General features: G+C 62.6%; 18 protein-coding genes. 8 read left to right on the top strand and 10 right to left on the bottom strand.

From position 1 onward, the window contains the following. Positions 1-6 precede the first annotated feature (6 nt). Both mscK and ABVN19_RS21055 read right to left on the bottom strand, forming a co-directional pair. Complete coding sequence (mscK, locus tag ABVN19_RS21060; protein WP_105641884.1) at positions 7-3,360, bottom strand: mechanosensitive channel MscK; 3,354 nt, start codon at positions 3,358-3,360, stop codon at positions 7-9. A 39-nt stretch (positions 3,361-3,399) separates the two neighbouring features. Next, positions 3,400-5,142 carry a potassium/proton antiporter gene (locus tag ABVN19_RS21055; protein WP_028943958.1) on the bottom strand — a complete coding sequence of 581 codons (1,743 nt, stop codon included), beginning with the start codon at positions 5,140-5,142 and terminating at the stop codon, positions 3,400-3,402. A 208-nt stretch (positions 5,143-5,350) separates the two neighbouring features. Between ABVN19_RS21055 and ABVN19_RS21050 the strand changes: the two genes are divergently transcribed. Next, the gene (locus tag ABVN19_RS21050) at positions 5,351-6,160 is read left to right on the top strand and encodes a DUF6543 domain-containing protein (protein ID WP_353632769.1); all 810 of its coding nucleotides are present in this window, start codon (positions 5,351-5,353) and stop codon (positions 6,158-6,160) included. Next, entirely contained in the window at positions 6,153-7,541 is a 1,389-nt protein-coding gene (locus ABVN19_RS21045; RefSeq protein WP_353632768.1) for a hypothetical protein, read from the top strand. Before ABVN19_RS21050 ends, ABVN19_RS21045 begins: the two co-directional genes overlap by 8 nt. A gap of 57 nt (positions 7,542-7,598) precedes the next feature. On the opposite strand, the gene betA is transcribed toward ABVN19_RS21045, so the two are convergent. The 3 genes from betA to betI form a co-directional block, all read right to left on the bottom strand. Continuing rightward, complete coding sequence (gene betA, locus ABVN19_RS21040) at positions 7,599-9,296, bottom strand: choline dehydrogenase (protein WP_028943960.1); 1,698 nt, start codon at positions 9,294-9,296, stop codon at positions 7,599-7,601. Positions 9,297-9,377: 81 nt separating this feature from the next. Continuing rightward, the gene (gene betB / locus ABVN19_RS21035) at positions 9,378-10,850 is read right to left on the bottom strand and encodes a betaine-aldehyde dehydrogenase (protein ID WP_028943961.1); all 1,473 of its coding nucleotides are present in this window, start codon (positions 10,848-10,850) and stop codon (positions 9,378-9,380) included. A 30-nt stretch (positions 10,851-10,880) separates the two neighbouring features. Next, positions 10,881-11,546 (bottom strand): transcriptional regulator BetI, encoded by a 666-nt coding sequence (gene betI / locus ABVN19_RS21030; RefSeq protein WP_028943962.1) that lies wholly within the window; start codon positions 11,544-11,546, stop codon positions 10,881-10,883. Positions 11,547-11,966: 420 nt separating this feature from the next. Between betI and betT the strand changes: the two genes are divergently transcribed. Further along, entirely contained in the window at positions 11,967-13,970 is a 2,004-nt protein-coding gene (gene betT / locus ABVN19_RS21025; protein ID WP_028943963.1) for a choline BCCT transporter BetT, read from the top strand. Positions 13,971-14,099: 129 nt separating this feature from the next. Beyond that, a complete protein-coding gene (locus ABVN19_RS21020) occupies positions 14,100-14,840 on the top strand; it encodes an ABC transporter substrate-binding protein (RefSeq protein ID WP_105641886.1) in 741 nt (246 codons plus the stop codon). Here ABVN19_RS21020 and ABVN19_RS21015 read toward each other — a convergent pair. The 4 genes from ABVN19_RS21015 to gpmI form a co-directional block, all read right to left on the bottom strand. Continuing rightward, entirely contained in the window at positions 14,831-15,598 is a 768-nt protein-coding gene (locus ABVN19_RS21015; RefSeq protein WP_028943965.1) for a divergent polysaccharide deacetylase family protein, read from the bottom strand. The genes ABVN19_RS21020 and ABVN19_RS21015 overlap by 10 nt on opposite strands. Before the next feature lie 9 nt (positions 15,599-15,607). Then, on the bottom strand, positions 15,608-16,927 hold the full coding sequence (locus tag ABVN19_RS21010) for a S41 family peptidase (protein WP_028943966.1): 1,320 nt from the start codon (positions 16,925-16,927) through the stop codon (positions 15,608-15,610). A gap of 93 nt (positions 16,928-17,020) precedes the next feature. Then, positions 17,021-18,304 carry a murein hydrolase activator EnvC gene (locus ABVN19_RS21005; RefSeq protein ID WP_105641887.1) on the bottom strand — a complete coding sequence of 428 codons (1,284 nt, stop codon included), beginning with the start codon at positions 18,302-18,304 and terminating at the stop codon, positions 17,021-17,023. A 154-nt stretch (positions 18,305-18,458) separates the two neighbouring features. Beyond that, on the bottom strand, positions 18,459-19,994 hold the full coding sequence (gpmI, locus tag ABVN19_RS21000; protein ID WP_028943968.1) for a 2,3-bisphosphoglycerate-independent phosphoglycerate mutase: 1,536 nt from the start codon (positions 19,992-19,994) through the stop codon (positions 18,459-18,461). A gap of 215 nt (positions 19,995-20,209) precedes the next feature. On the opposite strand from gpmI, the gene ABVN19_RS20995 reads away from it, so the two are divergent. From ABVN19_RS20995 to secB, 3 genes are read left to right on the top strand one after another with little or no spacing between them, the layout of a single operon-like run. Next, positions 20,210-20,623 carry a rhodanese-like domain-containing protein gene (locus ABVN19_RS20995; RefSeq protein ID WP_028943969.1) on the top strand — a complete coding sequence of 138 codons (414 nt, stop codon included), beginning with the start codon at positions 20,210-20,212 and terminating at the stop codon, positions 20,621-20,623. A gap of 1 nt (position 20,624) precedes the next feature. Continuing rightward, positions 20,625-20,879 carry a glutaredoxin 3 gene (grxC, locus tag ABVN19_RS20990; RefSeq protein WP_028943970.1) on the top strand — a complete coding sequence of 85 codons (255 nt, stop codon included), beginning with the start codon at positions 20,625-20,627 and terminating at the stop codon, positions 20,877-20,879. A 40-nt stretch (positions 20,880-20,919) separates the two neighbouring features. Then, complete coding sequence (gene secB / locus ABVN19_RS20985; RefSeq protein ID WP_028943971.1) at positions 20,920-21,411, top strand: protein-export chaperone SecB; 492 nt, start codon at positions 20,920-20,922, stop codon at positions 21,409-21,411. 57 nt (positions 21,412-21,468) lie between these two features. Here secB and ABVN19_RS20980 read toward each other — a convergent pair whose 3' ends face one another. Continuing rightward, positions 21,469-21,924 (bottom strand): tRNA (cytidine(34)-2'-O)-methyltransferase, encoded by a 456-nt coding sequence (locus ABVN19_RS20980; RefSeq protein WP_028943972.1) that lies wholly within the window; start codon positions 21,922-21,924, stop codon positions 21,469-21,471. On the opposite strand from ABVN19_RS20980, the gene ABVN19_RS20975 reads away from it, so the two are divergent. Continuing rightward, a complete protein-coding gene (locus ABVN19_RS20975; protein ID WP_105641888.1) occupies positions 21,923-22,360 on the top strand; it encodes a hypothetical protein in 438 nt (145 codons plus the stop codon). The two genes, ABVN19_RS20980 and ABVN19_RS20975, sit on opposite strands and share 2 nt — an antisense overlap. Positions 22,361-22,375: the final 15 nt, after the last annotated feature.

Genomic DNA, 22,375 nt, shown 5'->3' with positions numbered 1-22,375 from the left:
GTCCAGTCAGGCCGGCTTGGCGGGTGCGTCGCCGTCGGGCTTGCTGTCGTCGGGGCCGGTAGGCAGTACGGTCTTGTCCAGGCTTTCGACCGGGACCATCTTGTACTCCTGACCCTGCATGTTCTTCAGGTAGATCTCCATCTGCCGGAACGAGATGTTGATCTTCTGCTTTTTGAACTCTTTGTTGATGAAGCGGTTGATCTCATCCAGCACCGGGTTGCGGTCGCCCAGGTCCCTTACGTGCATGCGCAGTTCGTGGTCCAGGGTGCTCTCGCCGAAGTTCAGGAAGTAGACAATCGGCTCAGGCTCCTTGAGCACCCGTGGGTTGTCGTTGGCTGCCTTGAGCAGCAGGGTGCGCACCAGGTCCAGGTCCGAGCCGTAGTCGACGCCGAGTTTGAGGGTCACCCGTGTGATGGTGTCGGTCAGCGACCAGTTGATCAGTTGTCCGGTGATGAAGGTCTTGTTCGGGACAATGATGTCCTTGCGGTCGAAGTCGGTGATGGTGGTGGCGCGGATACGGATCTTGCTCACCGTACCCGACAGGTTGCCGATGGTGATAGTGTCGCCGATCCGCACCGGGCGCTCGAACAGGATCATGATGCCGGAGATGAAGTTGGCGAAGATTTCCTGCATACCGAAACCAAGGCCGACCGAGAGGGCTGCGACCAGCCACTGCAGCTTGTCCCAACTCACACCCAGGGCCGACAGCGTCGAGACGAACCCGACGCCGGCAATCACGTAGGACAGCAGGGTGGTGGTGGCGTAGGCGCTGCCCTGGGCCAGGTTCAGGCGCGACAGCACCAGCACTTCAAGCAGGCCCGGCAAGTTGCCGGCCAGGGCAATGGTGATGCCGATGATCACCAGCGCGCCCAGCAGGTCGCTGAGGCTGATCGGCACCATGCTCATGGTCGCGCCCGTGCCGCTGGTGTACTCGTACAGGGTGATGTTGTCGAGGTAGGCCACCACGCTGATCAGGTCGGACCAGACCCAGTACAGCGCCGCGATGAAGCCGCCCAGCAAGGCCAGGCGGATCAGGCGCAGGGACTGCTGGTTGACCTGCTCGATGTCCAGGGTCGGTTCTTCGACGATGACTTCGCCATCGAGCCCTTCCTTGGTGGTCTGCTGGCGCTTGCTCAGTGCCCGCTGGTAGGCCAGGCGCCGTGCGGCTACCGCCAGGCCGCGAACGAAGGCGGCCTCGATCACCAGCCAGAACATCAGGAGGTAGAGGGTATCGATCAAGCGGTCGGTGAGCTTGAGCGCGGTGTAGTAGTAGCCAAAGCATACGGCGATGAACAGGGCCACTGGCAGCACGGTGAAAGCCACGCCGACGAACTTGCGAAACAGCGAGGTGTTCTGGTGGGTCGGGCTGCTCAGCAACAGGCGGCTGAGCAGCCAGGCCATCAGGGCATAGCAGGTCAGCACCACACCGATGCCCAGTACGTCGTCCGCCAGTGCCGAAGGTTGGTGTTCAGCCACCGCCACCACGCCGACCAGGGCCAGCACCACGGTACCGAGGCGACGAATCCAGCCACGCAGGAACTCGACCTGGGGCTTTTCCCAGCGGAAATGCAGTTCGGCCACGCCGCCAGGCGCCAGGATCCGGTAGGCGGTGTAGAACACCAGCCATGCCTGGGCGATCTGCAGCAGGGCCGCGCCGAGGTTGGCGTTCTGGCCACGGGCATCGATCTGCAGGGCCAGGCCGCACAAGGCCAGGCCCAGGCTCAGTGGCATGGCCAGGAGAATGTTGACCAGAATCGCCTGGGGTGTGTGCCACTGGCTGTCGCGCTTGAAGTGGCCAACGTCCTGGTGAACCTTGTTCAGGCGCGCATACAGGTACTTGCGTCGCCACAGCAGGGCGCCGATCAGCAGCAGCAACGGCAGGAACAGCAGCGGACGCTGGCTCAGGCCATCGGCCAATTCCTTCAGGCCGGAGCCCCAGGGCAGGCTGACCACTTGCTTTTGCAGGCGCTCGGGGACTGTGCGCAACCACTCGAAATCCAGCGGCTTGTTGCTGGGAATCCAGAACATCTGCTCATCCAGGGTGGTGCGCAGGCTCTGCGAGGTGCTCAGCAGTTGCTTCTGGTTCAGTTGCAGGGTGATGGATTCGTTGAGCAGGGCGCTCAGTTCGCGGTTCAGGCGTTCCAGCAGGTCACTGCGGGTGATCGCCACTTCCAGCAAGGCTTTGCGCAGCTGCGGGGTGACGTCTTCCTGCGGCTGGTTGGCCAGCAACTTGTCGACATAGCTGCTGGGGCTGCTGATTTGCTCGCGCTGCTGGTTGACCTCGAACTGGTACAGGCGGATGTCGGCAATCTGGTCGGCCAGGTCGCGGTCGACTTTCAAGTGCGGCAGTGCCTGCTTTTGCTTGTAGAGGATCTTGGACAGCAGCAGGCTGCCCTTGAGGACGCTGATCTGTTCGTCCAGGGCCTGGTCGGCCTGCGTCAGGCTGTCGAGCTGCTGCTTGGTCTTGAGGTTCTGTTGGGTCAGTTCATTGAGCCGGTCGGTACTGCGCAGCAGGTAGTCGGAAAGCTTGAGGTTGGCCGCGCTCTCGGTGGCCAGCAGGGTGCTGCCACCGGCTTTCTGGGCTTCAAGGGACTGCTCGGTAACGGTTTGCTGGGATTGGGCGAGGCGCTTCTGGTTGATCAGCGTCTGCAGGTCCTGGATCTCTTGCTCCATGCGGGTGACGCGTTCGATCAGCAAGTCGTGCTGGCTGTTGCCCAGGTCCTGCAGCAGGCTGTTGCCGGCCAGCTCCTGGCGGCGCAGCAGGGTCATGGCATTGAGGGCGGCCAGCTCGGCATTGAGCTGGTTGCGCTGGTCGGCAGTCAACGGCTTGCCGGCGTCCTTGCCCGCCTTGAGCGTGTTGTTGATTTGCTGGGTGCGGGTCTGGTTGGCGCTGATTTCGGCCTGGGCCCGCTCTGGGCGGGTTTGCGAGGTGATGGTCAGACTGTTGGCTTCCGACAGCGCCTTTTGCAGCTCACCCTGCTGGGTGGTGCGCTCGGCCAGCATCTGCTCCAGCTGCGGCACGCTCAGGGCTGCGTAGCGCTGGGCCACGGGAATCACTTTGCTGTCGTTGAGCTTGGCCAGTTCGCGTTGGTTTTCGCGGGTCTGGTTGGGTGCGTCACTGAGCTGTTGCTTGAGGGCGGCGAGCTTTTTCTCGCTGTCTTCCTTGCTGCCAAGGAAGGTCAGGGTCTGCTCCAGCACTTGCTGCAGGGCTTTCTGTTCAGCCTCGGGCAGCTTGCGCTCGGCGATCTTGTCGAGGCTGGACTGGATGGACGCACTGGTCGGCGGTTCTGCCGCCCAGGCGAAGGAGAGGGACAGGCACAGCCCGAGCAGGGCTGCGCAAACATAAATGCGCAGGGACATAGGCAGAAAATTCATGCAACCAGAGGCGAAGTTCGGAGTTTAAAGGAACAATCCGGGGCCGGGTCGAGTTCCTTCGGGGAATTTGACGCCCACTTTGAGGATCTTGTTCCCTTCCATCACCGCCACCGTCCATAGCGTGTTGTTCCATTCGATCTGGTCGCCCACCACTGGCGCGCCGCCAACCTTCTGCGCAATGAAGCGGCTGAGCGGCATATGCGGGTCCTGGCCGTCGAGCTGCAAACCGTACAACGCCGCTACAGCCCCCAGTTCTGCGTCACCTTCGAGCACGAAGTCACCAAAGAAGCGCAGATCCAGACCGCGCTGCGGCGCCTGGCTGAACAACTTGCCGAGGGCCGGAAGGTTGTGTTCGTGACCGATCACGCAGAGCAAGTCATCGACTTCCAGGGTGGTACTTCCCGACGGGTGGAGCAGTTGCTGGCCGCGAAACAGGGCAGCGATACGGGTGCCCTCGGGCATTTTCAGCTCGCGCAGGGCGGCGCCGATGCACCACTTTTCCGCGCCCAGGCGATAGACGAACAGCTCCCACTCACTGGTGATATGGACTTCCAGGGCCGAACGGGAGATGGGCGCAGGGTCCGGTGGTACGGTGACCTTGAGCAACTTGGCCATCCACGGCAGGCTGGTGCCTTGCACCAGCAGCGAGACCAGCACGATAAAGAAGGCCAGGTTGAAGAACAGCTGGGCGTCGGGCAGCCCGGCCATCAGTGGGAACACAGCCAGAATGATGGGAACCGCGCCGCGCAGGCCGACCCAGGAGATGAACGCTTTTTCCCGGCCATGGAAAGCCTTGAACGGCAGCAGGCTGGCGATCACCGACAGTGGCCGGGCGAAGATGATCATCCACAGCGCCAGGCCCAGGGCCGGCAGGGCGATGGGCAGCAGGTCGTGGGGGGTGACCAGCAGGCCGAGCACCAGGAACATGCCGATCTGCGCCAGCCAGGCCATGCCGTCGAGCATATGCAGGATGCCGTGGCGGCTGCGGATCGGGCGGTTGCCCAGCACCAGGCCGCACAGGTACACCGCGAGGAAGCCGCTGCCGTGCAGGGCGTTGGTGAGCGAGAACACCACCAGGCCGCCGGCGATCACCAGGATCGGGTAGAGACCGCCGGCCAGATTGATCCGGTTGACCAACTGCAGCATCAGCCAGCCACCGCCCAGGCCCATCAGGCCGCCGATACCGAACTCGCGCAGCAGGTGGCCGAGCAGGCTCCAGTGCAGGCCGGTCTGGCCGCTGGCGATCATCTCGATCAGGGTGACGGTAAGGAATACGGCCATCGGGTCGTTGCTGCCCGACTCGATCTCAAGTGTAGCGGTGACCCGCTCGTTCAGGCCCTTGCCACCCAGCAGCGAGAATACCGCCGCAGCGTCGGTAGAGCCGACGATGGCGCCGATCAGCAAGCCCTGGATCAGGCTGAGATCAAACAGCCAAGCAGCGACCATGCCGGTCAGGCCCGTGGTGATGAGCACGCCTACGGTGGCCAGCGACAGGGCTGGCCACAGGGCCACGCGAAAACTCGCCACCCGTGTGCGCAAGCCGCCGTCGAGCAGGATCACGGCCAGGGCCAGGTTGCCCACCAGGTAAGCGGTTGGATAATTGTTGAAGATGATGCCGCCACCATCCACGCCGGCCAGCATGCCGACGGCCAGGATGATGACCAGGATCGGGATGCCCAGTCGGGAAGACAGTGAGCTGACCAGAATACTTGCACCTACCAGCAATGCGCCGATCAAGAACAGGCTATTGATGGTGGACGCATCCAAAGGCGGTACTCCGGGGAAAAGCAGAAAGGGGACCGGCTTGAACAAGCAGGTCGCATGCCAACTGATTCTAACCTGAGGGCTTGGCGAGCTGTAAAGCGTTCCGTGGCGTTGATTTCAAATGCCTGGTGCGGTGGTGGATAGATGACACCTCGTCGCAGGGGCACTGGGTTGAAGTGAGGGCCCTTCCATTGCGCCAAGGTCCCACGCCATGCCCGACTATGCCCTTACTCCCGTTCAGCCGCAGGCCAATGCCACGCTGCAAGGCATCGCTGAGCGCTATACGGCCAACTTTCCCACCCTGCATAGCCTGGCGCGCCAGGCTGCCGGGCACATCGTGCGCGACCAGCTGGGGTACTGGATGGACCCCGACCGCATCTACTGGCATCGCTTCAATGCTGCGATCAGCAGTCACCTGACCTACACCGGTTGGCGGCATGAGGGCAGGCCACTGCGTTCGATGACCTTGAGCGAGCTGACCCTGCGGCGTTTTCTGGTCGATGAACAATCCAACAGCGATCTGCTCAGTCTCTACGGTGGCTTCTACCGGGTCGATGGCGCCTTCGGCCGATATGACCAAACCTGCGAAGTGAGGCTGCTGCCGGCAACAGTGCAGCAGGCCTTCTGGGCGCTGGATTTCCAGCCCGTCTACCTGGCAGCGGTAACGAAGTTCTGGAGCGATGCAGGTGAAGACTTCTGTTTGCTGGCACGGGCGGGTTTTCTTGCCGCGGTTGCGCGCGCCAGGTTGGCGCGAGAGGACGCCGAGGCGTTGTGTGCGGCGGTCGTGCCGGGCGCGGTGCTTCCTGTGGGCCTGCAGCAACTGCGCAGTAAGCCTGCGCTGGCGCGCGACTCGCCGTTTCGCCATTGCCTGCTGGGTGGCTACCGGGCCCGCGACCTGTTCTGGCTGACGCTGCCGGGCGGGCGCCAGGTGCTGTACCTCAGCGGGCAGGGTGGCAGCGAGTTGCAGGTGTTCGCCAGCACGGCGGACTTGAACACCTGGGTTCGCCTGGCAAGTGCATGACACACCGAGCCGTGAGCGCTTCATCGCTCATTTCCTTGGTGACGCGGCGGCGCTGGCCGATCACGGTGATGCCTTGCAACGACTGTGTGATCAATTGCAGAGCGCAACGGTTTCTCTGGTTCGGGCCCGTCAGGCGATTCGCGGGGATGTCTTCGACAGCGTGTACCGGTCGGCTGTTGACCAGCTGGTACGTGATGCCCGGGCACGCACCACGTCAAACAGCGCGCTGGACAAGGCCCAGTGGCTGGAGTACCTGAAGCTCGTTCCACGCTTTGCCACACCTGCGGCCCTGCTCTGGTGGCCGTTGGCAGGCCTGGACCTGGGCGCCGGTGTCGGCAACCTGGTCCTGCATGTGGATCAGGCATTGCACGCGCCGCTGCAGGCGCAGCGGCGGGCGGGATGGGTGGCGGCGTTCATTGATGTGCTGTTTATTCTGATCGATTCGCAGATGCTCCGGGCTGGAGAAGTAGTGGAGTCGCCCGGGTTGATCGATGCACCGGCCCTGTTGCCTGAGCAAGGTTATGTGCCCGGCTCGCTGCGCACGTTGGAAGGTGGGGGGCAGGCTGTGCCGGGGTTGGATGGCCCGTTCTGGGACTTGCACATGCGCGCCTCGGCGGATGAACTGCTGGCGGTTTCCGATCTGGCCCTGGCCCGCCAGCGTGCGTTGCTGGTGCAGGTGCCACGCGCCGACCTGGATGCCTTCGGCCAACCGTTTCGGGTGTACTGCGATGAGCTGGGGTTCCATGCGCGCAACATCAGGCAGTACACCCACTCGCCGCAGCGCTACAACAATCTGCTGCGGGGCCTGGCAATGGAGGACGCGCCGGCTGCCAACGTAGCCAGGGTTCATGATCTGGCCGAGGAGCTGGAGCTGCTCGGGGGCGACAACCAGGTGCGCCTGTACCGGGTCGGCATTGGCGGCAGGGAGACATCCGGGGCGTACTGGCGTGTGGGACGGGTCAAGGTCGGGGACCGTTTGCTGACCACGGATTTCACTTCGTTCACGGAGAACCCGTACATGGCCTGGGAGTTTTTCAACCAGCCGACAGTAAAAGCGGGTACCGCCTTCGAGGAAGGTGCCGTTGTGTATGTGCTGGAGCCAGGTGGAGCACGGTGTGCGGTGCCGGTGGCGGCGTTTTCCGACTTGCAGCATGAGGCCGAATCGGTAGTGCTGCCTGGAAGCTATTTGCAGGTGGAGGGCATTACTGAAGTCAGCGGCGAGCATTACCGGTTTATGCAGGTACGGTTGCGGGCGCTGGAGGCGGGGGGCGGGGACGCGTACGAACTGCGTACCGGGCAGCCGTTTGATCGGGAGCGGTTTGCGCAGCGTCTGGGGGAGGATGGAGGTTCAGTGGTGGAACGATTTTTTCTGCGGTATTGAGTATCGCCGGGCAAGCACGCTCCTACGGTGTAGGAGTGCGCTTGCCCGGCGAGGGTATTACGCCTGCTTCACTTCACGCATCGGCTTGCCTTTGACCGGCGCGCCGTTGGCCACGTAGTACTTGGCATTGCTGCGCGGCAGCGGCTGGCGGCCACGGATCTTGTCGGAGATTTTCTCGGCGATCATGATCGTGGTGGCGTTCAGGTTACCGGTGATGATGATCGGCATGATCGAGGCGTCGACCACGCGCAGGCCTTGCATGCCATGCACGCGACCCTGGCCATCGACCACGGCCATCTCGTCGTCGCCCATCTTGCACGAGCACGACGGGTGGAACGCGGTTTCGGCGTGTTCGCGGATGAACGTGTCCAGCTCTTCGTCCGTCTGCACGTCGGCGCCCGGGCTGATCTCGCGGCCACGGTACGGGTCCAGTGCTGGCTGGGCCATGATTTCGCGGGTCAGGCGGATGCCATCGCGAAATTCCTGCCAGTCTTGCTCGGTAGCCATGTAGTTGAACAGGATGCTCGGGTGCTGGCGCGGGTCCTTGGACTTGGCCTGGATGCGGCCGCGGCTTGGCGAACGCATCGAGCCCATGTGGGCCTGGAAGCCGTGTTCCTGTACGCCGTTGCTGCCGTTGTAGTTAATCGCGACAGGCAGGAAGTGGTATTGGATGTTCGGCCACTCGAACTCGGGACGGGTGCGGATGAAACCACCCGCCTCGAACTGGTTGCTGGCGCCGATGCCGGTACCGTTGAACAGCCACTCGGCACCGATGGCCGGCTGGTTGTACCAGAGCAGCGACGGGTACAGGGAAACCGGCTGGGTGCAGGCGTATTGCAGGTAGAGCTCGAGGTGGTCCTGCAGGTTCTCGCCAACGCCTGGCAGGTCGTGGACCACCGGGATGTCGAGGTTCTTCAGCAGTTCGGCCGGGCCGACACCGGAACGCTGCAGCAGTTGCGGCGAAGCGATGGCACCGGAGCAGACGATGACTTCCTTGCGGGCACGGGCTTCGACGCGCTCTTCGCTGGCGCCGACCAAGTAGGTCACGCCGATGGCGCGCTTGCCGTCGAACAGCACACGGTCCGTCAGGGCGTGGGTGACGATGGTCAGGGTCGAACGCTTCTTGGCGGTGTCCAGGTAGCCACGGGCGGTGCTGGCGCGACGGCCTTTTGGTGTGACGGTACGGTCCATCGGACCGAAACCTTCCTGCTGGTAGCCGTTCAAGTCTTCGGTACGTGGGTAACCGGCCTGCACGCCGGCTTCGACCATGGCATGGAACAGTGGGTTGTTGCCGGCTTTTGGCGTGGTCACGCTGACCGGGCCTTCGCCGCCGTGCCAGTCGTTCGGGCCGATGTCACGGGTTTCGGCCTTGCGGAAGTACGGCAGGCAGTCCAGGTAGGTCCAGTCTTCAAGGCCTGGCAGTTGTGCCCAGCCGTCGAAGTCCAGGGCGTTGCCGCGGATGTAGCACATGCCGTTGATCAGCGACGAGCCACCCAGGCCTTTGCCACGGCCGCATTCCATTCGGCGGTTGTCCATGTGCGGCTCTGGGTCGGTCTCGTAGGCCCAGTTGTAGCGACGACCCTGCAGCGGGAAAGCCAGGGCGGCCGGCATCTGGGTGCGGAAGTCCATGCGGTAGTCGGGGCCACCGGCCTCCAGCAGCAGGACAGTGACGCCTTCGTCTTCGGTCAGGCGGGTCGCCAGGGTGTTACCGGCCGAGCCGGCACCGACGATGATGTAGTCGAATTCATGGGACATGTTCTGTTCCCTCTTTGGCAGTAGGCAGGAAAAACGGGAAGCGCCCGGGCCTGTACGGCCCGGGCGCGGCTACAGGGGTGCTTAGAACACCGAGTTGTAGTTGCCCAGTTCTACCTGTACCGATTTGATGCGCGTGTACTGAGCCAGCGAGCTCACGCCGTTCTCACGGCCGACACCGGATTGCTTGTAGCCACCAACCGGCATTTCGGCTGGCGACTCGCCCCAGGCGTTGATCCAGCAGATACCGGCTTCAAGCTGGTGGATGATGCGGTGGGCGCGGCTGATGTCGTTGGTGCATACGCCAGCGGCCAGGCCGAAGTCGGTGTCGTTGGCACGACGGATGACTTCTTCTTCGCTCTCGTAGGAGAGGATGCTCATCACTGGGCCGAAGATTTCTTCCTTGACGATGGTCATGTCGTCACGGCAATCGGTGAATACGGTTGGGGCCACGAAGGCACCCTTGGCGAATTCGCCGTCGGTCAGACGCTCGCCGCCGCACAGGACGCGTGCGCCTTCTTCCTTGCCTTTGGCGATGTAGCCCAGCACGTTTTCCATGTGGGCGAAGCTGACCAGCGGGCCGAAGTTGGTGTTCTCGTCTTCAGGGTTGCCAACGCGGATGCGGGCAACGCGCTCGGCGATCTTGGCTTCGAAGGCGGCTTTCATCGAGGCGGGCACGAATACGCGGGTACCGTTGGTGCAGACCTGACCGGAGCTGTAGAAGTTGGCCATCATGGCGATGTCGGCGGCGCGATCCAGGTCGGCGTCTTCGCAGATGATCAGTGGCGACTTGCCGCCCAGTTCCATGGTGACTTCCTTGAGCGAGGAGCTCGAGGCGCTGGCCATGACTTTCTTGCCGGTGTCGGTGCCGCCGGTGAACGAGACTTTTTCGATGCGTGGGTGCTCGGTCAGCCAGGTGCCGACTTCACGGCCGCTACCGGTCAGGACGTTGAACACGCCGTCGGGCAGGCCGGCTTCGGTGTAGATCTCGGCCAGTTTCAGGGTGGTCAGCGAGGTGACTTCGCTCGGCTTGAAGATCATCGCGTTACCGGCCGCCAGGGCAGGTGCGGATTTCCACAGGGCGATCTGGATCGGGTAGTTCCAGGCGCCGATACCGACGGTCACGCCCAGCGGCTCGCGGCGGGTGTAGACGAACGAGCTGTCTCGCAGCGGGATCTGCTCGCCTTCGATGGCAGGTACCAGGCCGGCGTAGTATTCCAGCACGTCAGCACCGGTGACGATGTCGACGTAGCGGGTTTCGGAGTAGGACTTGCCGGTGTCCAGGGTTTCCAGGGCGGCCAACTCATCGTTGCGCTCGCGCAGAATGTCGACGGCGCGGCGCAGGATGCGCGAACGCTGCATGGCAGTCATGGCGGCCCAGACTTTCTGGCCGCGCTCGGCGCTTTCTACTGCGCGCTCGACGTCTTCTTGGGTGGCACGTTGCACCTGGGCGAGGACTTCGCCGTTGGCCGGGTTGATGGCGTCGAAGGTAGCGTCGCTGGAAGCGTCGACATAACCACCATCAATGTAGAGTTTTTGCAGTTCGAAACGGGCCATAGTGTCCTCGCAAGTGCATTGTGTAAGTGGCTATCCGAGCGTCGCTCCTGCTTTTTTGGCATTTGCGGCGCGTAGTGGTTCAGAGGCCCGTGCTTGTGTGTTCGGGCTCGTCTGCTTCGCCAGTTGTAGATCCATGTATTCGTAAGCGATTTGTTTCGCCTGGTCGGTGTCGAAGGCCTCTCCGGACAACGCTCCGCGCAGCCACAGGCCGTCGATCAGGGCTGCCAGTCCTCGGGCTGCGGTGCGTGCCTCGGACAACGGCAGGACGCGGCGGAACTGGCAACACAGGTTGGAATACAAGCGGTGATCGTTGATCCGCTGCAACCTGTGCAAAGACGGCTGGTGCATGCTGGAGGCCCAGAAGGCCAACCAGGTTTTCATTGCCGGGCCGTTGACCTGACTGGCGTCGAAGTTGCCTTCGATGATCACCTGCAGGTGGGCACGCGGGCTGTTGTCCTTGAGCGCCTGCCGGTTGGCGACGACGTTCTCGCTCAGCACGCTCATCAAGTACTGCATGGTCGCTGCGATCAGGCCGTTCTTGTCCTGAAAGTAGTGACTGATGATGCCATTCGACACACCGGCCAAACGGGCGATCAGCGCAATGCTGGCGTCACCCATCCCGACCTGGTCGATTGCCAGCAACGTGGCTTCGATCAATTGCTGGCGGCGAATGGGTTGCATACCGACCTTGGGCATCTTGCAAATCTCCTCAGGCCTGCGAGCAGTCGACGAGCGGCTGCCTCGGCAAAGGCCAGTCTATTTTGTTTTGATTGAACGTTCAATCAACAAAGAATAAGCTCTGCGACAATCTGTGCCATTGACAGACTTTTCCTACAGTCTGCGAGCACAAATTGGCACCCCAAAAAGACGTGTAACCCCCGGAATACAAGGTGTTGACGGGTGTAAGCGGCGCGTTGAACAGATCTGCCGAGCGGTACTGCACTGCCCGGCCAACCCTTGGAGCGGGGTGTCAGGCCTGTTTTTTTTCAACGTATTCGATTCGGGATCACGGTTTTTCAAGGTGCTTTTATAACACCTGACGCAGTGGGGCTATTGCACCATTTGCGCAGGCAACGGTTGTTTCGTTTCTCTCGCACTGCCCGGAGCCTATGTGCAATGAGTTCTGCCTCCCTAATCAAGACCCCTGCCGAGAGGGTCCGGGTCAATAGCGTGGTGTTCTACACCTCGACGCTGCTGATCCTGCTTCTGACTGCCTTGCTTATCGCTGTACCCGAAACCGCTGGCCAACTGCTGGGTCAGGCGCAGGCCTGGCTGTCGCGCAGTTTTGGCTGGTACTACATGCTGGTGATTGGCGGCTACCTGGTATTCGTCATCGTTCTGGCGTTCTCCAACTTCGGCAAGCTCAAGCTTGGCGGCAAGGACGACACGCCGGATTTCAGCTACGGCGCGTGGGCCGGGATGCTGTTCTCTTCCGGTATTGGTATCTCGCTGCTGTATTTCGGTGCCTCCGAGCCGCTGGACCACTACTTCAATCCGCCGCAGGGCTCGCCGCAGAGCCTGCAGGCGGCCCGTGAAGGGTTGCAGCTGACCTTCCTGCACTGGGGCCTGCACGGCTGGGCCATCTATGCTCTGGTCGGCCTGGCCGTGGCTTACTTCGCCTACCGTCACAACCAGCCGCTGGCCCTGCGCTCGGCGCTGTATCCGCTGGTGGGTGAGCGTTGGGTCAAAGGTGCTGCCGGCCATACCGTCGACATCTTCGGTATGTTCGTGACCCTGCTGGGCCTGGTGACCAACCTGGGCATCGGCTCGATGCAGGTGTCCTCGGGCCTGGAATACCTGTTCGGCATGGAGCACAGCAACACCAACCTGCTGATTGTGATTCTGGTCATGAGCACCGTGGCGACCATTGCTGCGGTGTCGGGTGTGGAGAACGGCATCCGTCGCCTGTCCAACCTGAACATCATCCTGTTCAGCGGCCTGTTGCTGTTCGTGCTGCTCAACGGCCCGACCCTGCACCTGCTCAACAGCTTCGTGCAGAACATCGGTGATTACCTCAACGGTGTGGTGCTCAAGACCTTCGACCTGTACGTGTATGAAGGCGATGGCGCCAAGTCCGAGCGCTGGCTGGGCCTGTGGACCCTGTTCTACTGGGCCTGGTGGATCTCCTGGGGCCCGTTCGTCGGCATGTTCATTGCCCGTATCTCCCGTGGCCGTACCGTGCGCGAGCTGGTGGCCGGCGTGCTGCTGATTCCGCTGGGCTTCACCCTGGCCTGGCTGTCGATCTTCGGCAACACCGCGCTGGACCTGGTAATCAACCAGGGGGCGGTGGAGCTGGGACGATCAGCGCTGGAACAACCGTCGATGTCGATCTACCAGCTGCTCGAGCACTTCCCGGCAGCCAAGATCGTCGTGGGTGTAGCGGTGTTCGTCGGCTTCGTGCTGTTCCTGACCCCGGCCGACTCCGGCGCGGTGATGATGGCCAACCTGTCGTGCAAAGGCGGTAACGTCGACGAAGACGCACCGCACTGGCTGCGTATCCTCTGGTCGGCCATCATCACGCTGGTGACCATCGGCCTGCTGTTTGCCGGTAACTTCGAGGCCATGCAGACCATGGTGGTGCTGGCCGGCCTACCGTTCTCGGTGGTGCTGGTGCTGTTCATGTTCGGCCTGTACAAGGCCATGAAACAGGACAGCCAGGTCGAGCAGGAGCAGGCTGAACTGGCCGCCCGTGGTCGCCGTGGCTTCAGCGAGCGCCTGAGCCAGCTGGATCTGCAACCGACCCAGGCGGTGGTGCAGCGCTTCATGGACAAGCGCGTCAGCCCGGCCTTGAAGGAAGCTGCAGCACAGTTGCAAGTGCTGGGCTTCCAGGTCCAGACCCGGGTCGGCCAGTCGCGTTCGGCCATGGGCCTGCGCATCGAAATGGATGAGGGCAACCCTTTCGTCTATGAAGTCAGCCTCGACGGCTACCTGGCCGCGCCAAGCGAGGCGCCGGTCGAAGGCGAGAGCGAGGTACGCCAGCGCTTCTATCGCGCCGAGGTGTACCTGCACAACGGCAGCCAGGAATACGACCTGATGGGCTTCACACCCGAGCAGATCACCCGTGATGTGCTGGATCAGTTCGAAAGCCACCGCCAGTTGCTGGGGCGTGTCTACAGCTGATAAAGGCTGATTGACGGCAGAGGGCCCTGTTCCAAGGAACAGGGCCCTTTTGGTTTGTGCGCGGTACCAGGCTGGACAGTCACACAGGGGACCGGCACTCTTGGCGTTGCCAAGGAGCCCGGTGCCATCATGTTCAAGCGTCTTGTTCTGTTGCTGTGCAGTTGCCTGTCGTTCGCCCACGTTGCCCGCGCGGACGACCCCATGGTGCTGCTGACCGAAAACTTCCCGCCCTACAACATGTCAATCAACGGCAAGAGCTTTGCCCGCGACGAGGGCATCAACGGTATCGCCACCGACATCGTGCGCGAGATGTTCAAGCGCGCCGGGGTGCCTTACACCCTGACACTGCGCTTCCCCTGGCAGCGTATCTACCAGCAGGTGCTGACCACGCCCGGCCATGGGATTTTCGTCATGGCCCGCCAGCCCGAACGTGAGGCGCTGTTCAAGTGGGTGGGGCCGATCGGCCCGGATGACTGGATCCTGCTGGCGCCAAAAGACAGCGACATCAGGCTCGACAGCCTGGAGGACGCCCGGCGCTATCGCATTGGTGCCTATAAGGGCGATGCCATCGGCAACTTCCTCACCAATAAAGGGCTAAAGCCGGTGTTGGCGCTGCGAGACCGCGACAATGCGCAAAAGCTGATCAAGGGCGAGATTGACCTGTGGGCCAGTGGTGATCCGGCCGGACGCTACTTGGCACGGCAGGTGGGTGTCAGCAAGCTGAAGACCGTGCTGCGTTTCAACGGCGCCGAGCTGTACCTGGCGCTGAACAAGCAGGTGCCCGATGAGGTGGTGCGCAAGCTCCAGCAAGCCCTTGAGCAGATGCGCAGCGACGGCTTTGTCGAGACGGTGTTCGCCCGCTACTTGTAGATGCCGTTGCGGCCGTGGCCTGTCATGGCCCGGTTGCTGCGCTCGGCGATCATCTGGCGAATCTCGATCCATTCGATGCCTTGGGCCTTGAGCCTGGGCAGCTCGCGTTCCAGTACTTCCAGCGTTTGTGGGTATGGGTGGCCGATCAGCACCGCCGAACCTTGTTTGCGCGCCAGGGCAATGCCCTGTTGCAGCTGCCCGGCGATGGCCTCTGTGGTGCGCACATCATCGAGGAACACATCCCTAGAGACGCTGGCCAGGCTGGCGTTCTGCGCCGATCGGGCCGCGACCGTGGCAGCGCTGGTGCGGCTGTCGACAAAAAACAGGTCACGCCGTTGCAGCTCGCTCATCAGCCAGGCCATAGGGCCGGCCTCGGCGGTCATACGGCTGCCCATGTGGTTATTGATGCCTGCGGCGTAGGGCACCTTGGCCAGGGCGGCATCGAGTCGGCGCTCAAGCTCCGGCAGCGGTGTGCCGGGATGCCAGGCGTAGGGGCCGGTGGCAGGGTCCATGGGCATGTGCAGGATCACCGTCTTGCCGGCGCGATGGGCCTCGCGGGCAAAATCGCTGGCGTGGGGGGTGTCGGGCATGATCGCCAGGGTTACTGGCCCGGGTAGCGCCAGGGTGCGGGAATCACGGGCCGGGTTCTGACCGAGGTCGTCGATGATCAGGCTGAGGTAGGCTTTGGCCGGTTGAGCCGATGCCGCCAGGGCGGCACCGCTCAACAGGTACAGCAGGGTGAACAGCAGGCAACGCATCGACTGGCCTTATTTACCCTGGGTGATGCTCAAGCCCTTGAGCAGGCTCAAGGCCTGGCTGAGCTGGAAGTCATCATCCTGTGGGCGAGCCTTGCTGCTGGCCGCCTTGCCGGACGGACGGTCGGCGCCGCCGTTGCCGTTGCCCAGGTGGCCCTGCAGGTCGGCTTCCTTGAAGTTTTCGGTGTCTTGCTCGGCGGTGATCTTGGCGCGACGCACCTCGATGTCCGGAACAATGCCCTGGGCCTGGATCGAGCGACCGTTGGGGGTGTAGTAGAGCGCGGTGGTGATCTTCAAGGCGCGGTCGTTGTTCAGCGGCAGTACGGTTTGCACCGACCCTTTGCCGAAGCTGTCGGTACCCATCACTACGCCGCGTTTCTGATCCTGCAGGGCGCCGGCGACAATTTCCGAGGCCGAAGCGCTGCCGCCGTTGATCAATACCACCAATGGCACCGCCTCGCTGGCGTCGGCCGGGTCGGCCGAGAAGCGCAGCTCGGAGTTGGCGATGCGGCCCTTGGTGTAGACGATCAGGCCCTTGGTCAGGAAGTGGTCGGCCACTTCCACCGCCGACTGCAGGACGCCACCGGGGTTGTTGCGCAGGTCCAGTACCAGGCCGCGCAGCTTCTTGCCGTTGTCCTTGCGCAGCTTGGCCAGGGCCTTGCCGACTTCTTCGCCGGTCTTGACCTGGAACTGGGTGATGCGGATGTAGCCGTAGCCGTCTTCGAGCAGCTGGCTCTTGACGCTCTTGACCTGGATGACTGCACGGGCAAGGGTCACGTCGAACGGATTACCGCCGTCGCGAACCAGGGTCAGGGTGATTTTCTCGCCAACCTTGCCGCGCATCTGGTCGACGGCCTCGGTCATGGTCTGGCCGCGGGTCGGGTGGCCATTGATCTTGACGATCAGGTCGCCGGCCTCGATACCGGCACGGGATGCCGGGGTGTCGTCGATGGGGGAGACCACCTTGACGAAGCCATCTTCCATGCCGACTTCGATGCCCAGGCCGCCGAACTCGCCGCTGGTGCTTTCCTGCAGCTCCTGGAAGTCTTCCGGGCCCAGGTAGGCCGAGTGCGGGTCGAGGTTGCTGAGCATGCCCTTGATGGCGTTTTCCAGCAGGGTCTTGTCATCCACAGGTTCGACATAGGCTGCCTTGATCCGGTCCATGACCTCGGCAAAGGTGCGCAGTTCGTCCAGCGGCAGCGGCGCCTTGGCCGTAGCCGCCGTAGCCGGTACCGAGGCAGGCTTGGCGGGCTCGGCCGCCTGGGCCAGGGACGCGCCAAGGGCCATGGCGATGGTCAGGGCCAGCGAGGTGAGGCGAGGCGAATACAGCATGTCGAACGAACTCCTGATCCTGGTAGCGCTCCGTAGGGAGCTTCGGCGTAGCCCGATAGTGCGCTACGCCGCTAAATAGGGGGTTGGTGGTACCTATCCCTGGGCACGGCACCATTGTGCGGGGTCGCTGGGGCGGCCCTGCTGGCGGATGGCGAAGTACAGTCCCGAGCTGTTCTGGCCGCCGCTGTTGCCGACAGTGGAAATAGCCTCGCCGGCCTTGACGACGTCTCCGGCGCTCTTGAGCAGGCTCTGGTTATGGCCGTAGAGGCTCAGGTAGCCATTACCATGGTCGAGAATGACCAGAAGTCCAGCGCCGCGCAACCAGTCGGCAAACACCACCCGGCCACCATGCACGGCACGCACCTGGCTGCCGGGGGAGGCACTGATCATCACGCCGTCCCACTTGGCTCGCGAATCGTCGCCGCGGGTTTCACCAAAGCGCGCGAGCAATCGACCATTGACCGGCCATGGAAGTTTTCCCCGCGCCGAAGAAAAAGCGCCGCCGAAGGTCTCGCCGTTGCTGGAAACCAGCGGGCCAGGCAGCGGCTTGGGCTTTTTCGGGGCATCGCTGTTGGCTGCCAGGGCTTCGCGCTGGCGTTGTTTTTCCGCTTCCTGCGCAGCCAGCAGCGCCTTCTGGCGAGCTTCTTCCGCTTCGCGAGCCTGGCGGGCGAGGGTTTCTTCGATGGTCTTGAGGACCTTGGTCAGATCGGCCTGGTCCTGCTCGCGGGCCTGCAGCTTCTGGTCGCGCGCTTTTACATCGTTATTGAGCTTGGCCAGCACCTGCTGGCGTTCGGCGCGAACCTTTTCCAGCTCCTGGCGCTGGGCATCGAGGTTGCCTTGCTGGGCCAGCAACTGGGCCTGTTGCAGGCTGATGTCCTGTTCGACATTGGCGAGCTGGCGCAGGGTTTCGTTGAAGTTGCGCAACTGCTCCAGGCGTGCCTGGCTCAGGTAGTCGTAATAGGTCAGGGTGCGGGCGAATTTTTCCGGATTCTGCTGGTTGAGCAGCAGCTTGAGGTATTCCTCGCGACCGTTCTGGTAGGCCGAACGGGCCTGGATGGCAATCAGGCGTTGTTGTTCAACGCGGGCGCTCTGGAGTTTTTTTTTCTCGTGATCAAGGCGCTCCAGCTCGCCCTCGGTCTTTTTTAGTTCCTGTTGCAGGGCCTCCACCTGCTTTTCCAGCTTGCCGATGTCGGTTTCTGTGCTGCGCAGGTCTTTCTGCACACCGGATTTTTCCTGCTGCAACTTGCCGAGCATTTTTTTCAGCTCGGCAATGTCCTGGCGCGTGGCGTCCAGTTGCTGCTGGGTTTGCGCGCGCTCGTCGGCAAACGCCGGGCTGAGCAGGCAAGACAGGGCTAGTACGATCAGGGCGCGAAACATGGAGTGGGCGGCACCAGGGATGGAGACGGGCCTAGTATGCCCGCCACAGGCTGCAAAAAAAACGGCTTTAGCGCCAAGCGGCAAACCAGAAGCGGCAAGAAAAGCGAGCGCTCGCCCGCTGTTTCTTGCCGCTCGAAGCGTGCTGCTTACCGCTTCAGCCGTCGATCAAAATCGACGTGCCTGTCATTTCTGCAGGTTTTTCCAGGCCCAGCAGTTTGAGCATGGTCGGTGCCACGTCGGCCAGTACGCCGCCTTCGCGCACCTTCAGGTCACGCTTGCCGACATAGATGAACGGTACTGGCTCAGTGGTGTGCGCGGTGTGCGCCTGGCCGGTGCATTCGTCTTCCATCTGCTCGACGTTGCCGTGGTCGGCGGTGATCAGCGCTTCGCCGCCCACTTGGTCGAGGGCCTCGACGATGCGCCCAACGCACAGGTCCAGGGCTTCGACAGCCTTGACCGCGGCTTCGAACACGCCGCTGTGGCCGACCATGTCGCCGTTGGCGTAGTTGACCACGATCACGTCGTAGCGCTGCTGTTCGATGGCCTCGACGATGCGGTCAGTGACTTCCGGCGCGCTCATTTCGGGCTGCAGGTCGTAGGTAGCGACCTTCGGCGATGGGATCAGGATGCGCTCTTCGCCTTCGAACGGCTCTTCGCGGCCACCGGAGAAGAAGAACGTCACGTGGGCGTACTTCTCGGTTTCGGCGATGCGCAGCTGGGTCTTGCCGTTCTTGGCCAGGTATTCGCCGAGTACGTTGTTCAGGCTACCCGGGGCGAACGCGGCCGGGGCCGGAATCTTGGCCGAGTACTGGGTCAGGCCGATGTAGGCGGCAAGCTTGGGCAGGCGTGTGCGCGGGAACTCATTGAAGTCGGCTTCGACGAACACGCGCGACAGCTCGCGGGCACGGTCGGCGCGGAAGTTCATGAAGATCACCGCGTCGCCGTCTTCGACTTTTACCGCGTCCCCGATGCGTGTGGCTTTGACGAATTCGTCGCTTTCGCTGCGGGCATAGGCCGCTTCGAGGCCAGCTACGGCGGTGTCGGCGGTGTATTCAGCGGTGCTGTCGACGATCAGGTTGTAGGCGGTGGATACGCGGTCCCAGCGGTTGTCGCGGTCCATGGCGTAGTAGCGGCCGATGAGGCTGGCGATGCGGCCCTTGCCCAGCTTGGCGAAGGTGGCGTCGAGCAGCTCGATCGAGGATTGCGCGCTTTTTGGCGGGGTGTCGCGGCCGTCGAGGAAGGCGTGCAGGTAGATTTTCTCGGCGCCACGCTGTGCGGCCAGTTCGGCCATGGCGATCAGATGATCCTGGTGGCTGTGCACGCCGCCATCGGAGAGCAGGCCGAGGATGTGCACGGCCTTGCCGGCGCCCACCGCCTTGTCGACCGCGCCGCAGAGCACGGCGTTCTCGAAGAACTCGCCGTCCTTGATGGCCTTGGTCACCCGGGTGAAGTCCTGGTACACCACGCGGCCGGCGCCGAGGTTCATGTGGCCGACCTCGGAGTTGCCCATTTGCCCGTCAGGCAGGCCGACGTCCATGCCGGAACCGGAGATCAAGCCGTGCGGCTGGGTGGCACGCAGGCGATCGTAGACTGGCGTGTTGGCCGAATAGATGGCGTTGTAGTCAGGGCTTTCGCTGTGACCGAAACCATCCAGGATGATCAGGACCAAGGGTTTTGGCGTGCTCGTCATCAATCCCACTCACGGTTGTTCAGATGATAAAGACACGCATTTTAGGGCATATTGGTCAGGAATGACGAATTAACCTTGTTTGCGACCGGGCACGGGCCGACGGACTGTAGCCACTTGGCAGGATTTACTGGCCATGAGCCGGTCGGGCGGGCTTTGGCCGACCTTGGGTGCTGTGTATACTGGCCAACATTTTTAATGGCCTGGATCACCTTCCGATGGTTGCTCACCTGATTGAATTCGCAACAAAACACTATTTGCTGGTCGGTATTTTCATCGTTCTGTTGGTGCTGCTGATCATCCACGAAGCACGCAAGGGCGGCCGCAGCCTGAGCACCGGCGAACTGACTGCACTGGTCAACGCCGACAAAGGCCTGGTGATCGACATCCGTTCGACCAAGGACTATTCGGCGGGCCACATCGTTGGCGCCCTGAACATTCCACAGGACAAGTTCGCTGCCCGCATGGGCGAGCTGGAAAAGCACAAGGCCAAGACCCTGATCGTGGTCGATGCCATGGGCCAGCACGCCGGCACCACTGCCCGCGAACTGCTCAAGGCTGGCTTCACCGCCGCCAAGCTGTCGGGCGGCGTGTCGAGCTGGAAGGCCGACAACCTGCCGTTGGTGAAGTGATATGAGCGACGTCATCGTCTACTCCAGCGATTACTGCCCCTACTGCTCGCGGGCCAAGTACCTGCTCGAGAGCAAAGGTGTGGATTTCAAAGAGATCAAGGTCGATGGCAAGCCGCAGGTGCGCGCCGAGATGAGCCAGAAGGCCGGCCGCACTTCGGTGCCGCAGATCTGGATCGGCAGTACCCACGTCGGCGGTTGCGACGACCTGTATGCCCTTGAGCGCGCCGGCAAGCTCGACGCCCTGCTCAAGGCTTGAAGCAGAACCCCTATAAAGAACCTGGAAAGAAGGATCTGTCATGACTGATCAACAGAACAACGATGCCGCCGCCGCAGCTGAAGACAACTCTCCACAGTTCTCCATGCAGCGCATCTACGTGCGTGACCTGTCGTTCGAGGCGCCGAAAAGCCCGGCCATCTTCCGTCAGCAGTGGGAGCCGAGCGTCGCACTGGACCTGAACACCAAGCAGAAAGGCCTGGAAGGCGACTTCCACGAGGTCGTGCTGACCTTGTCGGTGACCGTGAAGAACGGCGACGAAGTGGCGTTCATTGCTGAAGTGCAGCAAGCCGGTATCTTCCTGATCAAGAACCTGGACGCGGCTTCGATGAGCCACACCCTGGGTGCCTTCTGCCCGAACATCCTGTTCCCGTACGCGCGTGAAACCCTGGACAGCCTGGTCACCCGCGGTTCGTTCCCGGCGCTGATGCTATCGCCGGTCAACTTCGACGCCCTGTACGCCCAGGAAATGCAACGCATGCAGGAAGCAGGCGAAGCGCCTTCGCTGCAGTAAGCCTTGCGACGTATTGAAAAAGCGCCCTGATGGGCGCTTTTTTTATCGCGGGGCGACTCAGGCAAAGCCTTGCTGTCGCCACGCTTCATACACCGTCACCGCCACCGTATTGGACAGGTTCAAGCTACGGCAGCCCTCGCGCATCGGCAGGCGCAGGCGCTGTTCGGCAGGCAGGCTGTCCAGCACTTCGGCAGGCAGGCCACGGCTTTCCGGTCCGAACAAGAAAGCATCACCCGGATGGAACGCCACTTCGTGGTAAGGGTGCGAAGCCTTCGTGGTGAAGGCGAACAGGCGTGGCTGGCCAAGGCTTTCCAGGCAACTGGCAAGGTCGGGGTGGCGCTTGAGCGGAGCATACTCGTGGTAATCCAGCCCGGCGCGACGCAGGCGCTTGTCGTCCAGCTCGAAACCGATGGGCTCGATCAGGTGCAGGTGGCAGCCGCTGTTGGCGCACAGCCTGATAATGTTGCCGGTATTCGGCGGAATCTCTGGTTGAAAGAGGATGACGTGAAACATGCACGGCTCCGAATATAAAGATGGCGAGCATTCTACTCCTGAACCGGACCCGCGTTCGCAGCTCTGGCCACGGGTGCTGTTTTCCCTGGCCATTCTGGGCATGCTGGTGGGCTTGATGATCGGTCGCCTGACCACACCTGAACCTCGGCTGCTGGAGCAGGTGCAGGTGGTCGAAGGTGGGCTGGACCTGTGGTTCAACGAGGAACCCAAGCTGCACGGCGAAGAAGTCGAAGGCACCCTGGCGCTGCTGTTCGATGCCCAGGGCAAGGCGGCGCGTGGCCAGTTGCTGCTGCAGGGCAAGCCTGTCAGCTGGCGGGTTCAGAAGAGTGATGGCGGGTTGCTGGTGACCCTGGTGGCGGCCCGTCCCCTGCACGGCGATTGGGCCGGTGCAGAGGACGATGGGCGCTGGCGGGTGCAGGTGCGACTGCGCGAATAAAAGAGGGGAATCCCC

The organism is Pseudomonas vranovensis, assembly GCF_040438935.1.
Lineage (GTDB): Bacteria > Pseudomonadota > Gammaproteobacteria > Pseudomonadales > Pseudomonadaceae > Aquipseudomonas > Aquipseudomonas vranovensis.
The sequence above is the reverse complement of the archived record's forward strand: the minus strand, read 5'-3'. Positions and strand labels throughout refer to the sequence as shown.

Coding starts and splice junctions, on each gene's coding strand:
- ABVN19_RS20975 (WP_105641888.1), top strand. CDS start 21,923: ATGCACGGCTCCGAATATAAAGATGGCGAGCATTCTACTCCTGAACCG.
- ABVN19_RS21010 (WP_028943966.1), bottom strand. CDS start 16,927: ATGCTGTATTCGCCTCGCCTCACCTCGCTGGCCCTGACCATCGCCATG.
- ABVN19_RS21020 (WP_105641886.1), top strand. CDS start 14,100: ATGTTCAAGCGTCTTGTTCTGTTGCTGTGCAGTTGCCTGTCGTTCGCC.
- betB (WP_028943961.1), bottom strand. CDS start 10,850: ATGGCCCGTTTCGAACTGCAAAAACTCTACATTGATGGTGGTTATGTC.
- ABVN19_RS21005 (WP_105641887.1), bottom strand. CDS start 18,304: ATGTTTCGCGCCCTGATCGTACTAGCCCTGTCTTGCCTGCTCAGCCCG.
- mscK (WP_105641884.1), bottom strand. CDS start 3,360: ATGTCCCTGCGCATTTATGTTTGCGCAGCCCTGCTCGGGCTGTGCCTG.
- secB (WP_028943971.1), top strand. CDS start 20,920: ATGACTGATCAACAGAACAACGATGCCGCCGCCGCAGCTGAAGACAAC.
- ABVN19_RS20995 (WP_028943969.1), top strand. CDS start 20,210: ATGGTTGCTCACCTGATTGAATTCGCAACAAAACACTATTTGCTGGTC.
- betT (WP_028943963.1), top strand. CDS start 11,967: ATGAGTTCTGCCTCCCTAATCAAGACCCCTGCCGAGAGGGTCCGGGTC.
- ABVN19_RS21050 (WP_353632769.1), top strand. CDS start 5,351: ATGCCCGACTATGCCCTTACTCCCGTTCAGCCGCAGGCCAATGCCACG.
- betI (WP_028943962.1), bottom strand. CDS start 11,546: ATGCCCAAGGTCGGTATGCAACCCATTCGCCGCCAGCAATTGATCGAA.
- betA (WP_028943960.1), bottom strand. CDS start 9,296: ATGTCCCATGAATTCGACTACATCATCGTCGGTGCCGGCTCGGCCGGT.
- gpmI (WP_028943968.1), bottom strand. CDS start 19,994: ATGACGAGCACGCCAAAACCCTTGGTCCTGATCATCCTGGATGGTTTC.
- grxC (WP_028943970.1), top strand. CDS start 20,625: ATGAGCGACGTCATCGTCTACTCCAGCGATTACTGCCCCTACTGCTCG.
- ABVN19_RS20980 (WP_028943972.1), bottom strand. CDS start 21,924: ATGTTTCACGTCATCCTCTTTCAACCAGAGATTCCGCCGAATACCGGC.
- ABVN19_RS21015 (WP_028943965.1), bottom strand. CDS start 15,598: ATGCGTTGCCTGCTGTTCACCCTGCTGTACCTGTTGAGCGGTGCCGCC.